General features: G+C 72.5%; 20 protein-coding genes. 7 read left to right on the forward strand and 13 right to left on the reverse strand.

All coding sequences use genetic code 11. The features are described 5' to 3' along the window. Window positions 1-5 precede the first annotated feature (5 nt). From OG788_RS13655 to OG788_RS13680, 6 genes are all read right to left on the reverse strand, one after another. Complete coding sequence (locus tag OG788_RS13655; protein WP_406371007.1) at window positions 6-1,442, reverse strand: lysine N(6)-hydroxylase/L-ornithine N(5)-oxygenase family protein; 1,437 nt, start codon at window positions 1,440-1,442, stop codon at window positions 6-8. Beyond that, complete coding sequence (locus tag OG788_RS13660; protein WP_406371008.1) at window positions 1,439-2,800, reverse strand: pyridoxal phosphate-dependent decarboxylase family protein; 1,362 nt, start codon at window positions 2,798-2,800, stop codon at window positions 1,439-1,441. The genes OG788_RS13655 and OG788_RS13660 overlap by 4 nt, the downstream gene beginning before the upstream one ends. Before the next feature lie 325 nt (window positions 2,801-3,125). Next, window positions 3,126-5,618 (reverse strand): aminopeptidase N, encoded by a 2,493-nt coding sequence (gene pepN / locus OG788_RS13665; protein ID WP_406371010.1) that lies wholly within the window; start codon window positions 5,616-5,618, stop codon window positions 3,126-3,128. A gap of 84 nt (window positions 5,619-5,702) precedes the next feature. After that, entirely contained in the window at window positions 5,703-6,272 is a 570-nt protein-coding gene (locus OG788_RS13670; protein WP_406376744.1) for a two-component system response regulator, read from the reverse strand. A gap of 193 nt (window positions 6,273-6,465) precedes the next feature. After that, entirely contained in the window at window positions 6,466-6,810 is a 345-nt protein-coding gene (locus OG788_RS13675; RefSeq protein ID WP_356757634.1) for a chorismate mutase, read from the reverse strand. 11 nt (window positions 6,811-6,821) lie between these two features. Then, window positions 6,822-7,706 (reverse strand): helix-turn-helix domain-containing protein, encoded by an 885-nt coding sequence (locus OG788_RS13680; RefSeq protein WP_406371012.1) that lies wholly within the window; start codon window positions 7,704-7,706, stop codon window positions 6,822-6,824. A 96-nt stretch (window positions 7,707-7,802) separates the two neighbouring features. Between OG788_RS13680 and OG788_RS13685 the strand changes: the two genes are divergently transcribed. After that, window positions 7,803-9,659 carry a glycoside hydrolase family 35 protein gene (locus OG788_RS13685; protein ID WP_406371014.1) on the forward strand — a complete coding sequence of 619 codons (1,857 nt, stop codon included), beginning with the start codon at window positions 7,803-7,805 and terminating at the stop codon, window positions 9,657-9,659. Between the two features lie 85 nt (window positions 9,660-9,744). Here OG788_RS13685 and OG788_RS13690 read toward each other — a convergent pair whose 3' ends face one another. Both OG788_RS13690 and OG788_RS13695 read right to left on the reverse strand, forming a co-directional pair. Next, window positions 9,745-10,200, reverse strand: coding sequence for a GNAT family N-acetyltransferase (locus OG788_RS13690; protein WP_406371016.1), 456 nt, complete (start codon window positions 10,198-10,200; stop codon window positions 9,745-9,747). A 250-nt stretch (window positions 10,201-10,450) separates the two neighbouring features. Continuing rightward, window positions 10,451-11,233, reverse strand: a complete 783-nt coding sequence (locus tag OG788_RS13695) for a serine protease (RefSeq protein ID WP_351550804.1) — start codon at window positions 11,231-11,233, stop codon at window positions 10,451-10,453. A gap of 220 nt (window positions 11,234-11,453) precedes the next feature. Between OG788_RS13695 and OG788_RS13700 the strand changes: the two genes are divergently transcribed. Both OG788_RS13700 and OG788_RS13705 read left to right on the forward strand, forming a co-directional pair. Then, a complete protein-coding gene (locus OG788_RS13700; protein ID WP_406371018.1) occupies window positions 11,454-12,347 on the forward strand; it encodes a hypothetical protein in 894 nt (297 codons plus the stop codon). Between the two features lie 143 nt (window positions 12,348-12,490). Then, window positions 12,491-13,237 (forward strand): ankyrin repeat domain-containing protein, encoded by a 747-nt coding sequence (locus OG788_RS13705; RefSeq protein ID WP_406371019.1) that lies wholly within the window; start codon window positions 12,491-12,493, stop codon window positions 13,235-13,237. Window positions 13,238-13,380: 143 nt separating this feature from the next. Here the strand turns inward: OG788_RS13705 and OG788_RS13710 are convergent, their stop codons facing one another. Next, a complete protein-coding gene (locus OG788_RS13710; protein WP_406371021.1) occupies window positions 13,381-14,295 on the reverse strand; it encodes an SDR family oxidoreductase in 915 nt (304 codons plus the stop codon). After that, entirely contained in the window at window positions 14,292-15,068 is a 777-nt protein-coding gene (locus OG788_RS13715; RefSeq protein ID WP_406371023.1) for an SDR family oxidoreductase, read from the reverse strand. Before OG788_RS13715 ends, OG788_RS13710 begins: the two co-directional genes overlap by 4 nt. Before the next feature lie 100 nt (window positions 15,069-15,168). On the opposite strand from OG788_RS13715, the gene OG788_RS13720 reads away from it, so the two are divergent. The 4 genes from OG788_RS13720 to OG788_RS13735 are packed head-to-tail and all read left to right on the forward strand — an operon-like array spanning window position 15,169 to window position 18,636. Next, window positions 15,169-15,921 (forward strand): enoyl-CoA hydratase family protein, encoded by a 753-nt coding sequence (locus OG788_RS13720; protein ID WP_351550816.1) that lies wholly within the window; start codon window positions 15,169-15,171, stop codon window positions 15,919-15,921. After that, entirely contained in the window at window positions 15,918-16,784 is an 867-nt protein-coding gene (locus tag OG788_RS13725) for a CoA transferase subunit A (RefSeq protein WP_406371025.1), read from the forward strand. The genes OG788_RS13720 and OG788_RS13725 overlap by 4 nt, the downstream gene beginning before the upstream one ends. Further along, window positions 16,781-17,542, forward strand: coding sequence for a CoA-transferase subunit beta (locus OG788_RS13730; RefSeq protein ID WP_406371026.1), 762 nt, complete (start codon window positions 16,781-16,783; stop codon window positions 17,540-17,542). The genes OG788_RS13725 and OG788_RS13730 overlap by 4 nt, the downstream gene beginning before the upstream one ends. Then, on the forward strand, window positions 17,542-18,636 hold the full coding sequence (locus OG788_RS13735) for an NAD(P)H-dependent flavin oxidoreductase (RefSeq protein ID WP_406371028.1): 1,095 nt from the start codon (window positions 17,542-17,544) through the stop codon (window positions 18,634-18,636). Before OG788_RS13730 ends, OG788_RS13735 begins: the two co-directional genes overlap by 1 nt. A 30-nt stretch (window positions 18,637-18,666) precedes the next feature. Here OG788_RS13735 and OG788_RS13740 read toward each other — a convergent pair whose 3' ends face one another. Genes OG788_RS13740 through OG788_RS13750 form a run of 3 tightly spaced genes read right to left on the reverse strand, consistent with a single transcriptional unit; the run spans window position 18,667 to window position 21,280 of the window. Beyond that, window positions 18,667-19,824 (reverse strand): acetyl-CoA C-acetyltransferase, encoded by a 1,158-nt coding sequence (locus OG788_RS13740; RefSeq protein WP_406371030.1) that lies wholly within the window; start codon window positions 19,822-19,824, stop codon window positions 18,667-18,669. A 31-nt stretch (window positions 19,825-19,855) separates the two neighbouring features. Beyond that, window positions 19,856-20,473, reverse strand: a complete 618-nt coding sequence (locus tag OG788_RS13745; RefSeq protein ID WP_406371032.1) for a TetR/AcrR family transcriptional regulator — start codon at window positions 20,471-20,473, stop codon at window positions 19,856-19,858. Window positions 20,474-20,488: 15 nt separating this feature from the next. Beyond that, window positions 20,489-21,280, reverse strand: a complete 792-nt coding sequence (locus OG788_RS13750; protein ID WP_351550834.1) for an SDR family oxidoreductase — start codon at window positions 21,278-21,280, stop codon at window positions 20,489-20,491. Window positions 21,281-21,323 lie beyond the last annotated feature (43 nt).

Consider the following 21,323-nt stretch of genomic DNA (forward strand, 5'->3'; position numbering starts at 1 on the left):
CGCTCTCACCTGCCCTCGACGAGGGGGACGAGGGGGGTGAGCGTGCGGGGTTCCTGGCCCTGGCGGGCGGCGGGGATGCGGGGGGTCTGCTCCAGGCCGAAGGTGGTGAAGGCCGTCCGGCCGGGGAGGGGGTAGGGGTCTTTGCCGGTGAGGGAGTTGAGGATGGTGGCGCTGCGCCAGGCGGCGAGGCCGAGGTCGGGGGCGCCGACGCCGTGGGTGTGGAGTTCGGCGTTCTGGACGTAGACGCGGCCGGTGACGGAGGGGTCGAGCATCAGGCGGAACTGGTCGTCGATGCTCGGGCGTTGGGCCTGGTCGCGGCGGAGGTAGGGGTCGAGTCCGGTGAGGAGCGGGGCGATGGGGCGTTCGCGGTAGCCGGTGGCGAGGACGACGGCGTCGGTGGTGAGGCGGGTGCGGGTGCCCTGCTGGCCGTGTTCGAGGTGGAGTTCGACTTTGGTGGTGGCGACGCGTCCGGCGGTGCGGACGGTGACGGCGGGGGTGAGGACGGCGTCGGGCCAGCCGCCGTGCAGGGTACGGCGGTAGAGCTCGTCGTGGATGGCGGCGATGGTGTCGGCGTCGATGCCTTTGTGGAGTTGCCATTGGGCGGCGACGAGCCGGTCGCGGACGGGTTCGGTGAGGGCGTGGAAGTAGCGCGTGTAGTCGGGGGTGAAGTGTTCGAGGCCGAGTTTGGAGTACTCCATCGGGGCGAACGCTTCGGTGCGGGCGAGCCAGTGGATGTTCTCGTGTCCGGTGGGGCGGTTGCGCAGGAGGTCGAGGAAGACTTCGGCGCCTGATTGGCCCGCGCCGATGACGGTGATGTGTTCGGCGGTGAGGAACTGCTCGCGGTGCTTGAGGTAGTCGGCGGCGTGGATGACGGGCACGCCGGGGGCTTCGACGAGTGGTTTGAGCGGTTCGGGGATGTGGGGGGCGGTGCCGACGCCGAGGACGATGTTGCGGGTGTAGGTGCGGCCGAGGGCCTGGGCTTCGCCGTCGGTGTCGAGCTCGGTGAAGTCGACTTCGAAGAGCCCGCGTTCGGGGTTCCAGCGGACGGCGTCGGCCTGGTGTCCGAAGCGGAGTCCGGGGAGGTTGTCGGCGACCCAGCGGCAGTAGGCGTCGTATTCGGCGCGCTGGAGGTGGAAGCGCTCGGCGAAGTAGAACGGGAAGAGACGGTCGCGGTCCTTGAGGTAGTTGAGGAAGGACCAGGGGCTCTTGGGGTCGGCGAGGGTCACCAGGTCGGCGAGGAAGGGGACTTGGAGGGTGGCGCCGTCGATGAGGAGGCCGGGGTGCCAGTCGAAGCCGGGGCGTTGTTCGTAGAAGACGGTGTCGAGTTCGGTGAGGGGCTGGGCGAGGGCGGCGAGGGAGAGGTTGAAGGGGCCGATGCCGATGCCCACCAGGTCGCGGGGTGTTTCGGCGGCGGGGCGCTGGGGGTGGGGCGTCGGGCTCATCGGGGTGTGTGTCCTTCCACCAGTTTCAGGAGCGTGGCCAGGTCGCCCGGCCGGGTGTGGGGGTTGAGGAGGGTGGCTTTGAGCCAGCGGCGGCCGTCGAGGGTGGCGCGGCCGAGGACGGCGCGCCCTTCGTTCAGAAGGGTGCGGCGTACGGCGGCGACGGTGTCGTCGGTGGCGTCGGTGGGCCGGAAGAGGACGGTGCTGATGACCGGCCGGTCGTAGAGCTCGAAGCCGGGGTGGGCGGCGGTGAGGTCGGCGAGTTCTTGGGCGTGGGCGCAGACCTGGTCGACGAGGGCGCCGATGCCGTGCCGTCCGAGGGTTTTGAGGGTGACGGCGATCTTGAGGATGTCGGGGCGTCGGGTGGTGCGCAGGGAGCGGCCGAGCAGGTCGGGCAGGCCGGCTTCGGTGTCGTCGTCGGCGTTGAGGTAGTCGGCTCGGTGTCCGAGGGTGGTGAGGTCGGCGGGGTCGCGGACGGCGAGGAGTCCGGCGGCGACGGGCTGCCAGCCGAGTTTGTGCAGGTCGAGGGTGACGGTGTCGGCGCGATCGAGTCCGTCGAGTCGGGTGCGGTGCCGGTCGCTGAAGAGGAGGCCTCCGCCGTAGGCGGCGTCGATGTGGAGGCGGGCGCCATGGGTGGCGCAGAGGTCGGCGATGTCGGGCAGGGGGTCGATGAGTCCGGCGTCGGTGGTGCCGGCGGTGGCGGCGACGAGGAGGGGGCCGTGGAGGTGGGTGAGGGCGCTGTCGAGGGCGGCGGGGTCGAGGGTGCCGGCGGGTGCGGGGACGACGACGGGTTCGGGGAGACCGAGGAGCCAGGCGGCGCGGTGGAGGGAGTGGTGGGCGTTGGCTCCGTGGACGAGTTGGACGCTGCCGTGTTTCTCGCGGGCGAGGAGGAGGGCGAGTTGGTTGGACTCGGTGCCGCCGGTGGTGACGAGGGCGTCGCTGTCGGTGCCGTAGACCTCGTGGGCGAGGGTCCGGGTGACGAGTGCCTCGAGTTCTGAGGCGGCGGGGGCCTGGTCCCAGGAGTCGAGGGAGGGGTTGAGGACGGAGGCGGCGAGGTCGGCGGCGGTGGCGACGGCGAGGGGTGGGCAGTGCAGGTGGGCGGCGCACAGGGGGTCGGCGGGGTCGGCGGCGCCTTCGGCGAGGGCGCGTACGAGGGTGTGCAGGGCGTCGTCGCTGCCGTGCTGGGGCAGGAGGTCTCCGGCGGCGTCGCGGAGGCGCCGGGCGACCTGTTCGGGTCCTCCGGCGGGGAGGGGTCCGCCGCGGGCGGCGGTGCCTTGGGTCAGCGCGTCGAGGACGGTGTCGAGCAGGGGCCGCAGTGCGTGGGGGCCTTGGGGGCCTGAGGCGAGGGGCGGCGTGCTCATGGGTGTCCTCCGGTGGACGCGCGGCGGGGTGCGTCCCCGGCGTGTACGCGTTTTGGGCAGGTGTGCCCGCCAAGGACAACGATTCGGCCCCCTGTGGGGGTACTGCCGTACGGAGGAATTGTGGGGGCGGTGGGGTGCGCGGGGCCCTGTCCCGGGGGTCGTTCGGGGTGGTGGGGCCTGAACGGCCGCGCACGCGAACGCCGGAGAGGCTGGGGGTCGGCCTCTCCGGCGTTCGAGGAGTGAGGTTCGGGGCGCGAGCCCCTGGAGCCCGCGCTCCGGGCTCGGGGTTCCAGGCTCGGGGTTCCGGGCTCCCCGGCTCCCCGGCCTAGGCCTCCCTCACCCGCAAGGCTCGTGCGAGGTCGTCGAGTTGGTCGGTGAGTTTGCGGCGCAGGGCCGGGATGGGGTCTGCGTCGTCGAGGCAGGCCTGGCCGAGGGCGAGGGTCTCGGGGGAGACGGCGTGGGCGGGGAACGCCCAGCGGCCGGCGGCTTCGGCGATGGCGGGGCCGCGCCGTCCGGCGACGGCGACGGCGTCGGGCCAGTAGCGCTCGACGTAGGCGCGGACGAGGTCGGTCTGTTCGGGCTGCCAGAAGCCCTGGGCGGTGGCGGTGAACAGGTAGTTGGAGAGGTCGTCGGTGGCGAACATCGCGTCCCAGGCGGCGCGCTTGGCTTCCGGGTCGGGCAGTGCGGCGCGGCAGCGGGCGGCGCCTTCCTGGCCGGTGGCGCTGGGATCCTGGACGAGTTCGGCGTCGATCACGGCGTCGTCGACGGCGCCGAGGACGGAGAGCCGGCCGAGGATGCGCCAGCGCAGCTCGGGGTCGAGTTCGGGGCCGCCGGGGACGGTGCCCTCGGAGAACCAGGCGCTGATGGTGTCGGGGTGGGCGGCGACGTCGATGAAGTGGCGTACGGCGGTGAGGCGCAGGCCGGGGTGGGAGCCGTCCTCGGTGCGGCGGATGAGGTCGCGGCAGAGGGCGGTGAGGGTGGCGAGGGCGGTGGGGCGTTCCTCGGGGCGCAGGAACCGGTCGGCGACGTGGAGGGTCGCGAAGGACAGGACGCCTTGGACGAGGGCGAGGTCGGTCTCGTGCGGCAGGTGGGTGCGGGCGGCTTCGATGTAGGCCATGGCGGGCAGTTCGCCGTCGCGTACGGCGTCGCGCAGGGCGTTCCAGACGACGGCCCGGGTGAGGGGGTCGGGGAGGCCGGAGAGGGCGGCTCGTACGGTCTGGAAGGACTTGGTGTCGAAGCGGACCTTGGCGTAGGAGAGGTCGCCGTCGTTGAGGAGGAGCAGGTCGGGGCGGCGGCCGGGGCGGGGGTCCGCGGGGCCGGCCTGGGGGACGTCGAGTTCGAAGCGGTCGCGCAGGACCAGGCGGTCGCCCTCGCCGGGGACGGTGTCGTAGGCGCCTGCGGCGATGCGGTGGGGGCGGCTGCCCTCGTGGTCGACGGTGAGCTGCCATTGGCCGTCGGCTTCGGTGATCGCGGGCCTGAGGGTGTCGACGCCGGTGGTGCGCAGCCAGGCGTCGGCCCAGGCGTGTACGTCGCGTTCGGTGGCGGAGGCGAGGTTGTCGATGAAGTCGGCGAGGGTGGCGTTGCCGAACTTGTGGCGGGCGAAGTGGGTGTTGATGCCGGCGAGGAAGTCCTTCTCGCCGAGCCAGGCGACGAGTTGACGCAGGGCGGAGGCGCCCTTGGCGTAGGAGATGCCGTCGAAGTTGAGCATGGCGGACGCGGTGTCGGGGACCGAGTCGGGGTCGGGGGCGACGGGGTGGGTGGAGGGGCGCTGGTCGGCGTCGTAGCCCCAGGACTTGCGGGCGACGCCGAAGTCGACCCAGGTGTCGGTGAAGCGGGTGGCTTCGGTGAGGGTCTGGTAGCCCATGTACTCGGCGAAGGACTCGTTGAGCCAGATGTCGTCCCACCAGCGCAGGGTGACGAGGTCGCCGAACCACATGTGGGCCATCTCGTGGGCGATGACCATGGCGCGGGTCTGGCGTTCGGTGTCGGTGACGGCGGAGCGGTAGATGAACTCGTCGCGGAAGGTGACGAGTCCGGGGTTCTCCATGGCGCCGGCGTTGAATTCGGGGACGAACGCCTGGTCGTAGGAGTCGAAGGGGTAGGGCTCGTCGAACTTCTCGTGGTAGCGGTCGTAGCAGGCGCGGGTGATGTCGAGGATCTCGTCGGCGTCGGCGTCGAGGTACGGGGCGAGGGAGCGGCGGCAGTGGAGGCCGAAGGGGAGGCCGCGGTGCTCGGTGCGTACGGAGTGCCAGGGGCCGGCGGCGACGGCGACGAGGTAGGTGGAGATGAGAGGGGTGGGCGCGGCCTTCCAGTGGCCGTGTCCGAGGTGTTCGGTGACGCCGTTGGCGAGGACGGTCCAGCCTTCTGGTGCGGTGACGGTCAGCTCGAAGACGGACTTGAGGTCGGGCTGGTCGAAGGCGGCGAAGACGCGCTGGACGTCTTCCATGAAGAGCTGGGTGTAGAGGTAGGTCTCGCCGTCGGTGGGGTCGGTGAAGCGGTGCATGCCCTCCCCGGTGCGGGAGTAGCGCATGGAGGCGTCGACGCGCAGTTCGTGCTCGCCGGCGGTGAGGCCCTTGAGGGGCAGCCGGTTCTCGTCGAGGGTCTCGGGGTCGAGGGGCCGGCCGTCGAGGGTGACGGAGCGCAGTTCGGCGGGCTTCAGCTCGACGAAGGTGTCCGCGGCGGCGCGGGTGGTGAACCGGATGACGGTGAGGGAGTCGAAGGTCTCGTCCCCTCCTGTCACGTCGAGTTCGATCCCGTAGTGGTGGACATCGAGGAGCTTGGCACGGGTCTGCGCTTCGTCGCGCGTCAGTACGGACATGAGCACATGCTGCCCGATACGGCAGACGGGACACAGAGGTGGTCCGGTATACGCGCTTTGTCGCCGCCTGGTCACGGGCTGTGGTTACGGCGTGCGGCCCTGTTCCATGCGGTCGCCGTCCCGCGGCGGACGCGGGTCCCGTGGGCGCGGGTCCTGCTGGGGCCGGCGGCGGCCTGGGATGTGGGCGTCGGGGTGTGCGAGGGCGGGGTCGGGGGTGTGTTCCTTGACGAGGGCGCGCAGTTCGCGCAGTTCCTGTTCGAGGGCCTGGTGGCGGCGGCGGGCCTCGTAGAGGTAGCGGACCTTGGTGCGCAGGGCCCAGGGGTCGACCGGTTTCATGAGGAGGTCGGCGACGCCGAGGGCGAAGGCGGTGGCGGTGAGTTCGGTGTCCGGGCCGAAGCCGGTGAGGAGGATGACGGGGATGTGCTGGGTCTGTTCGACGCGCCGCATGTAGCGGACCACGTCGAGGCCGCTGACGCCGGGCATGCGTACGTCGAGGACGAGCAGGGCCACCTGGCCGCGCAGGACTTCCTTGAGTGCCTGGTCGCCGCCGGTGGCGCGCCCGACCCGGTAGCCGAGCGGGGCCAGGGCGCTCTCCAGGGCGTACAGGGTGTCCTCGTGGTCGTCGACGATGAGGATCTTGGCATCCGACGGCATGGCCCGGCGTCCCCTCGTTTGGGCATACCAGCTTATGCCCGTACGGATGTCCGACGCGTGCCCGTGGCGGTGGCGGAGGTGTTCGCCGGCGAGGACGGGCGTGGCGTGCTCGGCGGCGTCCACGGGCGCGGCGTGTGCGGCAGGAACTGTGCGGGAGTGCACTGCGCAGGATGCCCGCCGCGGCCCGCCGGTGTCACTCCCCCGTGTCGGCCGTGTCGCCGCCCGCGTCGTCGGCGATGCGCTCGTGGTGCCGGATGACCTCGGCGATGATGAAAGTGAGCAGTTTTTCGGCGAAGGCCGGATCGAGTTTGGCGCTCTCGGCGAGGCGGCGCAGCCGGGCGATCTGGTGGGCCTCGCGGGAGGGGTCGGCGGGCGGCAGCTGGTGGGCTGCTTTGAGGTGGCCGACCTGCTGGGTGCATTTGAAGCGTTCGGCGAGCATGTGGACGACGGCGGCGTCGATGTTGTCGATGCTGTCGCGCAGCCGGGCGAGTTCCGTGCTGACGGCGGGATCGACTTCCTGGGGCTTGCTGGTGGTCATGAAAGTCAACCCTACGTGGCTCGTGGGGGTTCGATCATGGGCGGATCTTCGGGGTCCGGGACGTGGTCGTACCCGTCGCCGGGGGCGGTGCGGCGCTGTTGTTCGCGGAAGCGGACGGGGGGTGTGCCGACGCGGCGGGTGAAGAGGCGGGAGAAGTAGGCGGGGTCGTCGTAGCCGACGCGGCGGGCGACGGCTGCGACGGGAAGTTCGGTGGCGGCGAGGAGTTCCTTGGCGCGGGCGAGGCGGATGCCGAGGAGGTAGTCCTTGGGGCTGCGTCCGGCGCCGCGGCGGACGGCGGTGCGCAGTTCGGCGGGGGTCATGCCGTGCCGGGCCGCGTGGTCGGCGACGGACATCGGCTTGAACGCGTCGCGGGCGAGGGCCTGGAGGACTTCGTCGCCGTCGGGGGCGAGGTCGGCGCGGGCGCGGCGCAGGGCGACGAGGAGTTCGTGGACGGCGGCGCCGGTCTCGACCTCGAGGAGGGGGTTGCCGCGGCGGGCGGCGCGGGCGATGCGGGCGACGACGGTGCGGGCGCCTGCCGCGTCGGAGAGGCGTACGACGGGCCGGCCGGGTTCGATGTAGCCGAGTTCGGTGTACGTCGTGGTGGCGGGCCCGGTGAAGTCGACGAAGCACTCGTCCCAGGCGGGGTCGGGCCCGTAGTGGTGGGGGGTGCCGGGGGTGAGCCAGATCAGGGCGGGCGCGGTGACCGGGTGGTGTCGTCCGTCGGGGGTGCGGTACCAGCCACTCCCCTCGCTGATCAGGACGGCGACGTGGTGGTCGAGGGTGCGGGGGCCGACGGCGGGCAGTTCGCCGTGCTGGAGGCCGACGCCGAGGCAGGCGAGGCCGAGGCGGAGGTGGACGGGGCCGGGGGTGAGGTAGCGCGTCCAGGTCTGGTACATCCGTGTTCGTCCCGCCCGGTCGGTCTCTTCGTTCCGTCCAATCAGCGACGATCTTTGTCCATGGACGCGTCCGCCGCCAGGGGTGATGGTGTGGCCATGAGCGAGTTCGCGGTGGGGGACACCGATTTTCTGCTGGACGGGCGCCCGGTGCGGCTGCTGTCGGGCGCGCTGCACTACTTCCGGGTGCACGAGGAACAGTGGGCGCACCGGCTGGGGATGCTGCGGGCGCTGGGGCTGAACTGTGTGGAGACGTATGTTCCGTGGAATCTCCACGAGCCGCGTCCCGGCGAGGTGCGGGATGTGGCCGCGCTGGGCCGTTTCCTGGACGCGGCGCGCGCGGCGGGGCTGTGGGCGATCGTGCGGCCGGGTCCGTACATCTGCGCGGAGTGGGACAACGGCGGGCTGCCGTACTGGCTGAAGGGGCGGCCGCGCACCCGGGACGGGGAGTATCTGGGGCAGGTGGAGCGCTGGTTCCGTGTGCTGCTGCCGGAGATCGTGTCGCGGCAGGTCGACCGCGGCGGTCCGGTGCTGATGGTGCAGGTGGAGAACGAGTACGGCAGCTACGGCTCGGACGGCGTGTATCTGGAGTGGCTGGCGGAGCTGCTGCGCGCCGAGGGGGTGCGCGTTCCGCTGTTCACGTCGGACGGCCCCGAGGATCACATGCTGACGGGCGGTTCGGTGCCCGGTGTCCTGGCGACGGCCAACTTCGGTTCGGGTGCGCGGGAGGCGTTCGCGGCGCTGCGGCGGCACCGGCCCACCGGTCCGCTGATGTGCATGGAGTTCTGGTGCGGCTGGTTCGACCACTGGGGCGCCGGTCATGTGGTCCGTGATCCGGCGGACGCGGCGCGGGAGTTGCGGGAGATCCTGGAGTGCGGGGCGTCGGTGAATCTGTACATGGCGCACGGCGGGACGAACTTCGCGGGCTGGGCGGGTGCCAACCGGGGTGGTGGCGCGCTGCACGACGGTCCGCTGGAGCCGGACGTCACGTCCTACGACTACGACGCCCCGATCGACGAGCTCGGGCGCCCGACCGAGAAGTTCTGGCGTTTCCGGGAGGTCCTCGCCGCGTACGCGGAGGGTCCCCTGCCCGATCCGCCGCCGGCGCCCGCCCGGCTGGGCGAGTCCGCGACGGTCGGTCTTCGCGGGTGGGCCTCCTCGGACGCCGTGCTGGAGGCGGTGGGGGGTGCCGGGGAGGAGTACGCCGTGCCGCCGACGTTCGAGGAACTGGGCGTGGACCGGGGGCTGGTCAAGTACGAGGTGACCGTGCCGGGGCCCCGGCAGCCGTACCCGCTGTCCGTGCGGGGGCTGCGGGATCTGGCGGTCGTGTACGTGGACGGGGTGCGGGCCGGGGTGCTCACGGAGGACGAGCCGCGGCTCGAGGAACCGGTCGCGGGTCATGCCCGGGTGGAGCTGTGGGTGGAGTCGCTGGGGCGGGTCAACTACGGTCCGCGGTCGGGCGAGTCGAAGGGCATCGCCGGGGGTGTGCTGCACGAGCGGCAGTATCTGCACGGGGTGCGGGCGCGGGGGCTGCGGCTGGACGCGCTGGACGGGGACGTCGGGCGGGTGCCGTTCGGGGAGCTGCCCGGGGACGGCTCCCCCGGGCTGTACCGCGGCACGGTCGAGGTGCGCGGCGCCGGGGACGCCTTCCTCGAACTCCCGGGCTGGACGCGGGGGTTCGTGTGGATCAACGGGTTCGATCTGGGCCGCTACTGGTCCGCGGGGCCGCAGCGCTCGCTGTACGTGCCCGGTCCTGTCCTGCGTGAGGGTGTGAACGACGTGTGGGTGCTGGAGTTGGAGACGGCCGGCCGGGCGGACCCGGACGCTGCGAACGGGCCGGGCGCGTCGGGCGAGCGGGGCGAGACGTCGGCGGTGCTGTCGCCGCCGGTCCTGCGCAGCCCTGACCCGGCCTCGCCGGAGCCGCGGGCCGTGCGGACGCGTGAGGTGAACGCGTAGGGCCGGGGGCCTGTTCATCCGGCGGGCGGGCGTCCGGTGGCTTTCCGATGGGCCTCCGCCGGACGTCCGGTGGCCGGGAACGCCCCTACGGCTGTCCGCCGGTGAGCGTCTTGTGGAAGTGCACGTCCTGGTGCCCGCCCGGGATGCCGTCCGTGCGGCCGGTCTCCCGGTAGCCGTGCCCGCGGTAGAAGTCGGGGGCCTGGAAGGTGAACGAGGAGACGATCATCTCGGCGCAGCCGCGCCGGAGGCTCTCCTCCTCGGCCGCCCGGAGCAGCTTGCTCCCCCAGCCCGCGTGCCGCTGGTCGGCGCGCACCCAGAGCATGTCGACGGCACAGCAGCTGCCCCATACCCAGGCGGTGAGCCCGCCGACGAGTTCCCCGTCGGCGTCGTTCACCCGGACCGAGAGCGGCTCGGGGTCACCGGCACCGGTCGCCGTCGCGTTGAAGGCGGTGAGTTCGTCGTCGAGGCGCTGTTGCAGGTCGGCGTCCTTGGCCCCGATCAGCAACGACGCGGGGACGGGCTGGTGGTGTCGGCTGGTCATGGCGGCGAGTATGCCAACGCCGGGGCCGGGCGCCGAACCCATTTTCCCGTCCGCTCCCCGTGTGCGGGGCCGCTCCCCTGTACGCGGCTCCCCCGCGGGCGTCCACGCCTCCGGGACGACTGCACCGCGCGGCGGTCGCCCGCGACCGGGGTCGCGGGCGCCGCGCGTACCGGCACCGGTACTGGCGCAGGTGCTGCCGGTGCTGCCGGTGCCGCTGGTGCCGCTGGTGCCGGTGGAACTTCCGGCTGTGTCAGAGGCCGGCGGCGGCCCTGGCTATGTCGGCCGCGAAGGTCGAGACCTCGCTGTACACGCCGGGGTATCCGGGCCGCGCGCAGCCCTCGCCCCAGCTGACGATCCCGACCTGGACGTAGGCGCCCGTGTCGTCCTTGCGGAACATGGGTCCGCCGGAGTCACCCTGACAGGTGTCGACTCCGCCCTGGGCGACGAATCCGGCGCAGATCTCGTCACCGGGGACGAGATCGCTGCCGTACGCCTGCTTGCAGGTGGCGTCGTCGACGAAGGGGACGGTGGCCTTGAGCAGGTAGCGCTGCTGTCCGCCGCCCTCGCGGGCGGCGCCCCAGCCGGCCACGGTGAAGTCGCCGTTGTTGTAGGCGGTGCTGGTGGCGATCTTCAGGGTGGGCTGCTCGACGGGCCTGGCGAGTTTGATGAGGGCCCAGTCCTTGCCCTTGCCGTTGTAGCCGGGGGCCTGGAGCACCTTCGTCGACTTGACCTTGACGGCGCTGCTGCTCTGCAGGTCCACGACGCCGGTGGTGGCGGTGATGGAGGTGTTGGTGCCCGAGCCGTTCACGCAGTGCGCGGCGGTCAGGACGATGGTCTTGGTGTAGAGGGCTCCGCCGCAGCCCATGGAGAGGCGGACCATGAACGGGAACTCGCCCTGCGCGGCGCGCGTGCCGCCGACGACGGGAGCGGGTGCCGCGTGCGCGGTCAGCGGCTGGAGGGATACGGCGGCGAGGGCGACCGCGCCGACGGTGAGCAGTCTTCTGATGACGCCGTACTTCTTGAGAGACTTCAACGCGCTTCCTTTCGTGGGGGGTTGTCCGCACGGCAGACGCACAGAAACGCTTCATGGCATGCTCCTGCCAAGCTGGTGGGGATTATGAGGACCGGCCGCCGGAGCGGGCAAGAGCCGCAATCCGGCCAGACACCGCCCCGCCCGGGCCCGCGTCCCCCGCCGCCGGAAGGAACCCCGCTTACAGTGGAGAGGAGTTCCGGCGTCTTCTGGGGGTGCGGACGTGGCGAACGGCGGACCCGTCGAGCACGGCTACCCGCATCTGGACACGGTGCGGGAGTCGATCACCGCGCTCTACAAACGGCTCTCGTACGACACCATCCACACCTTCGCGACCAGCGTGGCCCCCGCGGACGTGGCCTTCGCCGACGGCGACGACCTGCATCTGGGCGCCCAGCGCGTGGCCCGCGAGATGGTGCGGCACTACCGGCTGCCGGACGCCCGGATGATCATCGGCTTCCGTGAGATGACCCACGCGGCCCACGTCGAACTCGCCGCGGGCCCCGAGTACTTCATCGAGCTCAACGACCGCTTCCGCACCCACCGCAGGGACATCGGCGCCGCCCTCGCCCACGAGGTGATGCACGTCTATCTGCACCGCCTCGACCTCTCGTTCGCCGGCACCCGTGACACCGAGATCCTCACCGACACGGCCGCGGCCTACCTCGGCGCGGGCTGGCTCCTGCTCGACGCGTACCGCGAGGACGCCGCGTCCTCGCAGAAGCTCGGCTATCTGACACCCGAGGAGTTCGGATACGTCCTCGCCAAGCGCGCCCTGGTCTTCGGCGAGGACCCCTCGGTGTGGTTCACCAGCCCCCAGGCGTACACCGCGTACACCAAGGGCATGGCGCGGGCCCGCCAGGACGAGCAGCAGCCCCCGCTGACCGCCGCGGGCTGGGCGGGCCGCCGCCGCTACGCCAGGGACCGCCGCCACGCCCAGCACCACGGCACCCCCGACCACTCCGGCGTCCTCTACGCCTTCGCACCCGACGACCGCGGCCCGCTGCGCGTCTCCTTCCCGTGCCCGACCTGCCACCAGCGCATCAGGGTGCCGGTGCGCGGCCGGGTACGAGCCCGGTGCGCGTTGTGCCGGACGGTGCTGGAGTGCGACACCTAGGGGCTGCCCGGCCGGTCACGGCGGTGACGCGGGGTGCCGCCCGTGGGCGCCCCGTGCGGAGGGATGACGCCCGAGGGCGGGGGTGAGGCAGAACACCCCAAAAGTCTTTGCCTCGCGTGTCCTTGGCGAGCGAGGGTCGAAGGATGAGCACGAACGACCCCGCCGCACTCCTCTTCCCCGCTCTGTACGAGGGGGACGAGGACGCGGTCGTACGGCTGCTGCGCGCCGGGGTGAGCGCCGAGGCGGTGGACGAGGACGGCCAGAGCGCCCTGTACCTGGCGGCGGTCAGCGACCGGCCCGGTGCCGTACGGCTGCTGCTGGCCTGCGGCGCCCAGCCCGACCGCCTCAGCCTGGGCACCGACGCTCCCCTGTGCGGCGCGGCCTGCGGCGGGCACACGGAGGTGGTCCGTGTGCTGCTCTCGGCCGGGGCCGACCCGGACATCGTGGAGGCGTTCGGTTTCACGGCCCTGACCTGGGCCCTGCGGCGGGGCCACACCGCCGTGACGGAGTCGCTCCTCGGGGCGGGCGCGGATCCCGACCGGCCCTGTCCGACGGGCGAGTCCCCGCTGGTGACAGCCGCCCACCGGGGCTCCGTCGGCTGCGTCCGGGCCCTGCTGACGCACGGGGCGGGCGCGCGGGCCGAGGCGCTGGCGGAGGCCCGCCGGCTGCTCGTCGTCGGCGTCGAGGCCGAACTGACGGCGAGCCTGGCCCGCGCGCACGGCCCCGGCCACCCGTCGGTCACCCGCCGCCACCCGTCCCCCGAGGGCGTCATCGTCGAGGTCCAGCTCCTCGACGCCGAGGGCCGCCCGTTCGCCGGCGACGACCTCCAGACCGGCCACGCGGAGATCGCCGCCCTGCTGGAGGCGGGCGCGGCCCGCCCCGGGCGCTGAGCCTCCGGGCGTCAGGCATTGGCTCGTACACCGCCTTCAGGACCGGCTCACCGAGTCCGTCCCCGCGGAATGCCACCCCGGAGCCCTGCCTCCCCTCCCCCGCAGCGGCGGGGTGCCCTACACCCCGAAATCCCCGCCCTTCCCTACCCGGATCCGTACACCGCCCCCGGAGTCTCCGCCTCCGTCAGGAGCTTGCGGACCGTTTCGCCGGCCTCCGCCGGGCTCCAGCGCGACCCCTTGTCGGCGCTCGGGCCCGGCCGCCAGCCCTCCATCACGGTGATCCGGCCGCCCTCGGTCTCGAAGACGCGGCCGGTGACCCCGGCGCTCGCGGCCGATCCGAGCCAGACGACCAGCGGCGAGACATTGCCGGGGGCCATGGCGTCGAATCCGCTGCCGGGAGCGGTCATGGCGTCGGCGAAGGTCCGCTCGGTCATCCGGGTGCGGGCGGCCGGGGCGATGGCGTTGACCTGGACTCCGTAGCGTCCCATCTCGGCCGCCGCGACCAGCGTCAACCCGACGATGCCGGCCTTGGCGGCGCTGTAGTTGCCCTGCCCGACCGACCCCAGCAGGCCCGCTCCACTGCTGGTGTTGACGACCCTGGCGTCGGGCGCGCGGCCCGCCTTCGCCTCCGCCCGCCAGTGGGCCGCCGCGTGCTTGAGGGGCAGGAAGTGCCCTTTCAGATGAACCCGCATCACCGCGTCCCAGTCGTCCTCGTCGAGGTTGACCAGCATCCGGTCGCGCAGGAACCCGGCGTTGTTGACCAGCGTGTCGAGCCGCCCGTACGTCTCCAGGGCGGTGCGGACGAGGGACGCCGCGCCCTCGGTCGTCGCGATGTCACCTCCGTGGGTCACCGCTTCGCCGCCCGCCGCGCGGATCTCCTCGGCCACCTGCCGGGCCGGGCTGTCCGGTCCGGGGGTGCCGTCGAGGCCGACGCCGAGGTCGTTCACGACGAGCCGGGCGCCCTCGGCGGCGTACGCCAGCGCGTGCGCCCTGCCGAGCCCGCGGCCCGCGCCCGTGACGATCACGACCCGCCCCTCACACAGCAACCGTGCGCTCATCCCACGTCTCCCTGCTGGTCCTTGTTGGCGGTGGCGGCTTCCAGGAAGGCGGGCCGCTCCCCGCCTCCGTGGACGAGGATCGAGGCGCCGCTGATGTACGCGGCGGCGTCCGAGGCGAGGAAGACGGCGGCCCCGCCGACGTCGGACGGCTGGGCGAGGCGGCCCAGCGGGACGGTACGGGCGACGGCGGCGACGCCGTCCTCGCCGCCGTAGTGCAGATGGGCCAGTTCGGTGCGGACCATGCCGACGACCAGGGTGTTGACCCGGATCTCCGGCGCCCACTCGACGGCCATGGAACGGGCCAGGTTCTCCAGTCCGGCCTTGGCCGCGCCGTAGGCCGCCGAGCCGGGCGAGGGGCGCGACCCGCTCACGCTGCCGATCATCACGATCGAGCCCCGGGCCCGCCTGAGGTGCTCGTACGCGGCGATCGACGCGGCGAGCGGGACGGTGAGGTTGAGCTCGATCACGCGGGCGTGCCGCTCGGCGTCCGCCTCGGCTAGGGGCCGGTAGGGGGCGCCGCCCGCGTTGTTGACCAGGACGTCGAGCCGGGGCAGGGCGACGAAGAAGGCCCGCACGGCGGCCGGGTCGCGCAGGTCGACGGGGACGAAGTCGACCTTTTCCAGGGGGGCTTCGGGCGGACGGCGGGCACAGACCACGACCTGCGCGCCCGCCTGCGCGAAGGCCCGCGCGATACCGGCCCCGACCCCGCGGGTGCCGCCGGTGACGACGACGGTCCGGCCGGCGAGGTCCACGGCGGCGCCTCGGCGATCCATGGTGTCCACGTTGTCCACAGGGCCTCCCGCGCTGCCGCGATCGCTGCTAGCTTCGCATCACACCTAACAAACGTTTGGTGGAAAGGTAGCTGATGTGCCCATGGGTGTCTCCACCTCGTCCCCGGAAAAGGGGATTTCCGTCGTCACGGTCGACTACCCGCCGGTGAACGCGCTGCCGGTGCGGGGCTGGTTCGACCTCGCCGACGCCGTGCGCGCGGCGGGCCGCGACCCCGGGACCCGCTGCGTCGTCCTGACCGCCGAGGGACGCGGTTTCAACGCGGGCGTCGACATCAAGGAGATGCAGCGCGACACCACCGGTCACAGCGCGCTGATCGGCGCCAACCGAGGCTGCTCCGAGGCCTTCGCCGCGGTGTACGAGTGCGAGGTCCCCGTCGTCGCGGCGGTGCACGGCTTCTGCCTGGGCGGCGGCATAGGGCTCGTGGGGAACGCGGACGCGATCGTGGCGAGCGAGGACGCCACCTTCGGCCTGCCCGAGCTGGACCGGGGCGCGCTCGGCGCCGCCACGCATCTGGCCCGTCTCGTCCCGCAGCACCTGATGCGCGCCCTGTACTACACCTCGCGCACCGCGACCGCGGCCGAACTGCACACCCACGGCTCGGTGTGGAGGGTCGTACCGCGCGGGGAACTGCGCCCGGCCGCGCTGGAACTGGCGCGCGAGATAGCCGCCAAGGACGGGCATCTCATCCGGCTGGCCAAGGCCGCCATCAACGGCATCGATCCCGTCGACGTGCGCCGCAGCTACCGCTTCGAGCAGGGCTTCACCTTCGAGGCCAATCTCAGCGGGATCGCCGACCGCGTCCGCGACACCTTCGGCAAGGAGGCCCACCGGTGAGCGACAAGACCATGTCGGTGCAGGACGTCGTGGGCCGGCTGGAGAGCGGGATGACCCTCGGCATCGGCGGCTGGGGCTCGCGCCGCAAACCGATGGCCCTGATCAGAGCACTGCTCCGCACCGGGATCACCGATCTCACCGTCGTCGCGTACGGCGGCCCGGACGTCGGCCTGCTCGCCGCCGCCGGACGGATCCGCACCCTGGTCACCGCCTTCGCGACCCTCGACTCCATCCCGCTCGAACCGCATTACCGCGCGGCCCGTGAGCGCGGCGCGTTCGAGCTGACGGAGGTCGACGAGGCGATGTTCATGTGGGGGCTGCACGCCGCGGCGAACCGGCTGCCGTTCCTCCCGGTGCGGGCGGGGCTCGGCTCGGACGTGATGCGGGTCAACCCGGAGCTGCGGACGGTCACTTCGCCCTATCCCGACCCGGCCACCGGGATACGGGAGGAGCTCGTCGCCATGCCCGCGCTGCGCCTGGACGCGGCTCTGGTCCACATGAACCGGGCGGACCGGCTCGGCAACGGCCAGTACCTGGGCCCGGACCCGTACTTCGACGACCTGTTCTGCGAGGCCGCGGACACGGCGTACGTCTCCTGCGAGCGGATCGTCGACACGGCGGAGCTGACCAAGGAGGCCGCGCCGCAGACCCTGCTGCTCCGGCGGTCGGCCGTCACGGGCGTGGTGGAGACGCCGAACGGCGCGCACTTCACCACGTGCGTCCCGGACTACGGGCGGGACGAGGCCTTCCAGAAGCTGTACGCGACCACGCCGTACAGCGAGTTCGCCGAGCGCTTCCTCGGCGGGGACGAACACGCCTATCAGAGGGCCGTCCAGGCCTGGCGGAAGGAGCGGGACCAGTGAGCGTCGGTCGAGCCGAGTACTGCGTGATCGCCTGTGCCGAGGCCTGGCGGGACAACGGCGAGGTGCTCGCCAGTCCCATGGGCCTGATCCCGTCCATCGGCGCCCGTCTGGCCCGGCGCACCTTCTCCCCCGATCTGCTGCTGACCGACGGCGAGGCGCTGCTCGTCGGCCTCGACGGCACGACCGAGGGCTGGCTGCCGTACCGCGGGCATCTGACGGCGGTGACCGGCGGGCGGCGGCACGTGATGATGGGCGCGAGCCAGATCGACCGCTTCGGCAACCAGAACATCTCCTGCGTCGGCGACTGGTCCCGGCCCCGGCGCCAGCTGCTGGGTGTGCGCGGGGCCCCGGTCAACACGCTGAACAACCCGACCAGTTACTGGATCCCGAAGCACTCTCGGCGCGTCTTCGTGGAGCGGGTCGACATGGTGTGCGGGGTGGGGTACGACCGGGCCGCCGCCGCGGGCCCGAGTGCCACCCGCTTCCATCGCCTCCCCCGGGTGGTGACCGACCTCGCCGTCCTCGACTTCGCGACGCCCGACCACTCGATGCGGCTGGCCTCCGTCCACCCGGGCGTCACTCCCGAGCAGGTCCGGGAGGCCACGGGGTTCGAGCTGACGATCCCGGACGAGGTCCCGTTCACCCGCGAACCGACGCTGGAGGAGCTGGAGTTGATCCGCGCGGTGCTCGACCCGAAGGGCCTGCGAGATCGGGAGGTACCCGACCCGGGGAGCGGCGCGGGCGGGGGCGGGCGCTGATGGAGACCGCGCTGACCGGGCTCGTCGGGATCAGGCATCCCATCGTGCAGACCGGCATGGGCTGGGTGGCGGGGCCCCGCCTGGTCTCGGCGACGGCGAACGCGGGCGCGCTGGGCATCCTGGCCTCCGCGACGATGACCCTCGACCAGCTCCGCGACGCCGTCAGGGAGGTCAAGTCCCGTACGGACCGGCCGTTCGGCGTGAATCTGCGCGCCGACGCCGGGGACGCCGGCGACCGGGTGCGGATCATCGTCGACGAGGGCGTGCGTGTCGCGTCGTTCGCGCTCGCCCCCTCCCGTGAGCTGATCGCCGAGCTGAAGGAGGCGGGCGTGATCGTGGTGCCGTCCGTCGGCGCCCGGCGGCACGCCGAGAAGGTGGCCGCCTGGGGCGCCGACGCGGTGATCGTGCAGGGCGGCGAGGGCGGCGGCCACACCGGAGAGGTGGCGACGAGCGTGCTGCTGCCCCAGGTGGTGGACGCCGTGGACATCCCGGTGGTGGCGGCGGGCGGCTTCCACGACGGGCGGGGACTGGTGGCGGCGCTGGCCTACGGGGCGGCGGGCATCGCGATGGGCACGCGTTTCCTGCTGACCTCCGACTCGACCGTCCCCGAGGCGGTGAAGGCGCGGTATCTGGCGGCGACGGTCAAGGACGTCACGCTGACGACGGCCGTCGACGGGCTGCCGCACCGCATGCTGCGCAGTGAGCTCGTCGACGCGATGGAGCGGGCGGGCCGCACGCGGGCCCTCGTCCGGGCCGTGCGCCGCGCGGCCGGGTTCCGGCAGATCTCCGGCCTCACCTGGTCCCGGATGATCCGCGACGGCCTCGCCATGAAACACGGCAGGGATCTGTCCTGGAGTCAGGTCCTGCTCGCCGCGAACACACCGATGCTGCTCAAGTCGTCGATGGTGGACGGCCGGACGGATCTCGGGGTGATGGCGTCGGGTCAGGTCGCGGGAGTGATCGACGACCTGCCGTCGTGCGCGGAGCTGGTCGACCGGGTGATGGCACAGGCCCGCGCGACGCTCGACGCCCTTCCCCGCACGGGCGACCAGGCCCTCACGTCATGGGACGCCCCCGCCGGCCCGGACGGGTGAGCGCCCGGGGGCAGGGTGGACGTCGGAGCCTCAGAGCCGTTCGATGATCGTCACGTTCGCCTGCCCGCCGCCCTCGCACATCGTCTGGAGTCCGAACCGGCCGCCCGTGCGCTCCAGTTCGTGCAGCAGGGTCGTCATCAGCCGCACGCCGGTGGCGCCGAGGGGGTGGCCGAGGGCGATCGCGCCGCCGTTGACGTTGACCTTCTCCGGGTCGGCGCCGGTCTCCTTGAGCCAGGCGAGGACGACGGGGGCGAACGCCTCGTTGATCTCGACCAGATCGATGTCACCGATGGACATGCCGGTCTTCTTCAGGGCGTACGCCGTGGCCGGGATGGGGGCCGAGAGCATCCGGATGGGGTCCTCGCCGCGCACCGAGAGGTGATGCACGCGGGCGCGGGGGGCCAGGCCGTGTTCGCGGACCGCCCGCTCGGAGGCGAGCAGCATCGCGGCGGCTCCGTCGGAGACCTGGGAGGAGCAGGCGGCGGTGATGGTGCCGCCCTCGACCACCGGGTTCAGGCCCGCCATCTTCTCCAGTGAGGTGTCCCGGCGCGGGCCCTCGTCGACGGTGACCTCGCCGTGGGCGACGGTCTCGCGCGCGAAGCGGCCCTCGTCCAGGGCGCGGATCGCCCGCCGGTGGGAGCGGAGGGCGAACTCCTCCTGGTCGCGGCGGCTGATGCCCCACTTGGCGGCGATCAGCTCGGCACCGTGGAACTGGTTGACCGGCTGGTCTCCGTAGCGTGCCCGCCAGCCGTCGCTGCCCGCGAAGGGTCCCTCGGTGAGGCCGAGCGGTTCGGCGGCCTGGCGGGAGGCGAAGGCGATGGGGATCTGGCTCATGTTCTGCACGCCGCCGGCGACGACCAGGTCCTGGGTGCCGGACAGGACACCCTGGGCGGCGAAGTGCACGGCCTGCTGGGAGGACCCGCACTGCCGGTCGACGGTCACCCCCGGCACCTCCTCGGGCAGTCCGGCCGCGAGCCAGCTGGTGCGGGCGATGTCACCGGCCTGCGGCCCGACCGTGTCCAGGCAGCCGAAGACGACGTCCTCGACCGCCCCCGGGTCCACACCGGACCGCTCGACCAGCGCCGTGAGGACGTGCGCGCCGAGGTCGGCCGGGTGGACACCGCTCAGCCCTCCCCGGCGCCGCCCGACGGGCGTGCGGACCGCTTCGACGATGTAGGCCTCGGCCATGACGACTCCCTCGCGGACGTGAGTGGTGCGCTTACGGCTCCTCGCGGACGGAGATGCCGTCGAGCACCATCGACAGGTACTGCCGGGCGATCTCCTCCGGGCTGTGCTGACCGCCGGGCCGGTACCAGGAGGCGGCGACCCACACGGTGTCGCGCACGAACCGGTAGGTGAGGCGGATGTCGAGGTCGGCCCGGAAAACCTCGGCGTCGACACCGCGTTCCAGTGTGCTCAGCCACGCCTTCTCGAAGTTGCGCTGCGAGTCGGCGAGGAAGGCGAAGCGCTGCTGTGCGGCGAGGTGCCGGGCTTCCTTCTGGTAGATCGCGACGGCCGCACGGTGCCGGTCGATCTCCCGGAAGGACTCGGTGACCAGGGCCTCCAGGGTTTCCCGGGGGCCTAGTTCGGCTTCCAGGACAGTGTCGTAGCCCTCCCAGAGCTCGTCGAGGAAGGTCCGCAGGATCTCCTCCAGCATCGATTCCTTGGAGTCGAAGTGGTAGTAGAGACTGCCCGCGAGCATCCCGGCCTCGTCCGCGATCTTGCGTACGGTGGTGGCGTTGTAGCCCTGCTCGGCAAAGACCTCGGCGGCGGTGCCGAGCAGTTCGCGGCGGCGCTCCGGGGTGGCGGTCACCTGGGGCTTCTTCTTGGTAGGCACACGGTCATTGTCGTCCTATGGGTGCTGGCTGCTCACGGACACGACCTCGCCGGTGAGGTACGAGGAGTAGCCGGAGGCGAGGAACACGATCACGTTGGCGACCTCCCAGGGCTCGGCGTACCGGCCGAAGGCCTCGCGGGCGGTCAGTTCCTCCAGCAGTTCGGGGGTGGTCACCTTCACCAGGTGCGGGTGCATGGCGAGGCTGGGCGAGACGGCGTTGACCCGCACCCCGTAGGCGGCGGCCTCGATCGCGGCGCATCGGGTGAGGGCCATGACCCCGGCCTTCGCGGCGGCGTAGTGGGCCTGCCCGGACTGCGCCCGCCAGCCGACCACGGAGGCGTTGTTGACGACGACTCCGCCGTCGCCGCGCTCCTTGAGCCGCCGCAGCGCGGCCCGGGTGCACCGGAAGGTGCCGTTCAGTGTCACGTCGAGGACCTTCGACCACTGCTCGTCGGTCATGTCGACGAGGGGTGAGGTGCCGCCGAGGCCCGCGTTGTTGACGACGATGTCGAGTCGGCCGTGGAGTTCCGCGGCGGTGTCGAAGAGGGCCTGGACCTGGTCCTCCTCGGTGACGTCGCAGGGCAGCGCGGCGACCGCCTCGGCGCCGAACTCCCCGGCGAGGGTCCCGGCGGTCTCCTTGAGCCGGCGGGCGTGCGCGTCGCTGATCAGCACGCGCGCGCCCTCCTCCAGGAACCGGCGGGCCGTGGCCCCGCCGATGCCGGCGCCCGCGGCGGCGGTGATGACGGCGGTGCGGCCCTTCAGCAGCCCGTGCCCGGGTATGTACGCCGGACTCTCGACGTCGCTCATGGCCCCAAGCTAACCTACCAAACACTTGTTAGGGAAGGTTGCC

The sequence above is a fragment of the Streptomyces sp. NBC_00647 genome, from assembly GCF_045207245.1.
GTDB lineage: Bacteria > Actinomycetota > Actinomycetes > Streptomycetales > Streptomycetaceae > Streptomyces.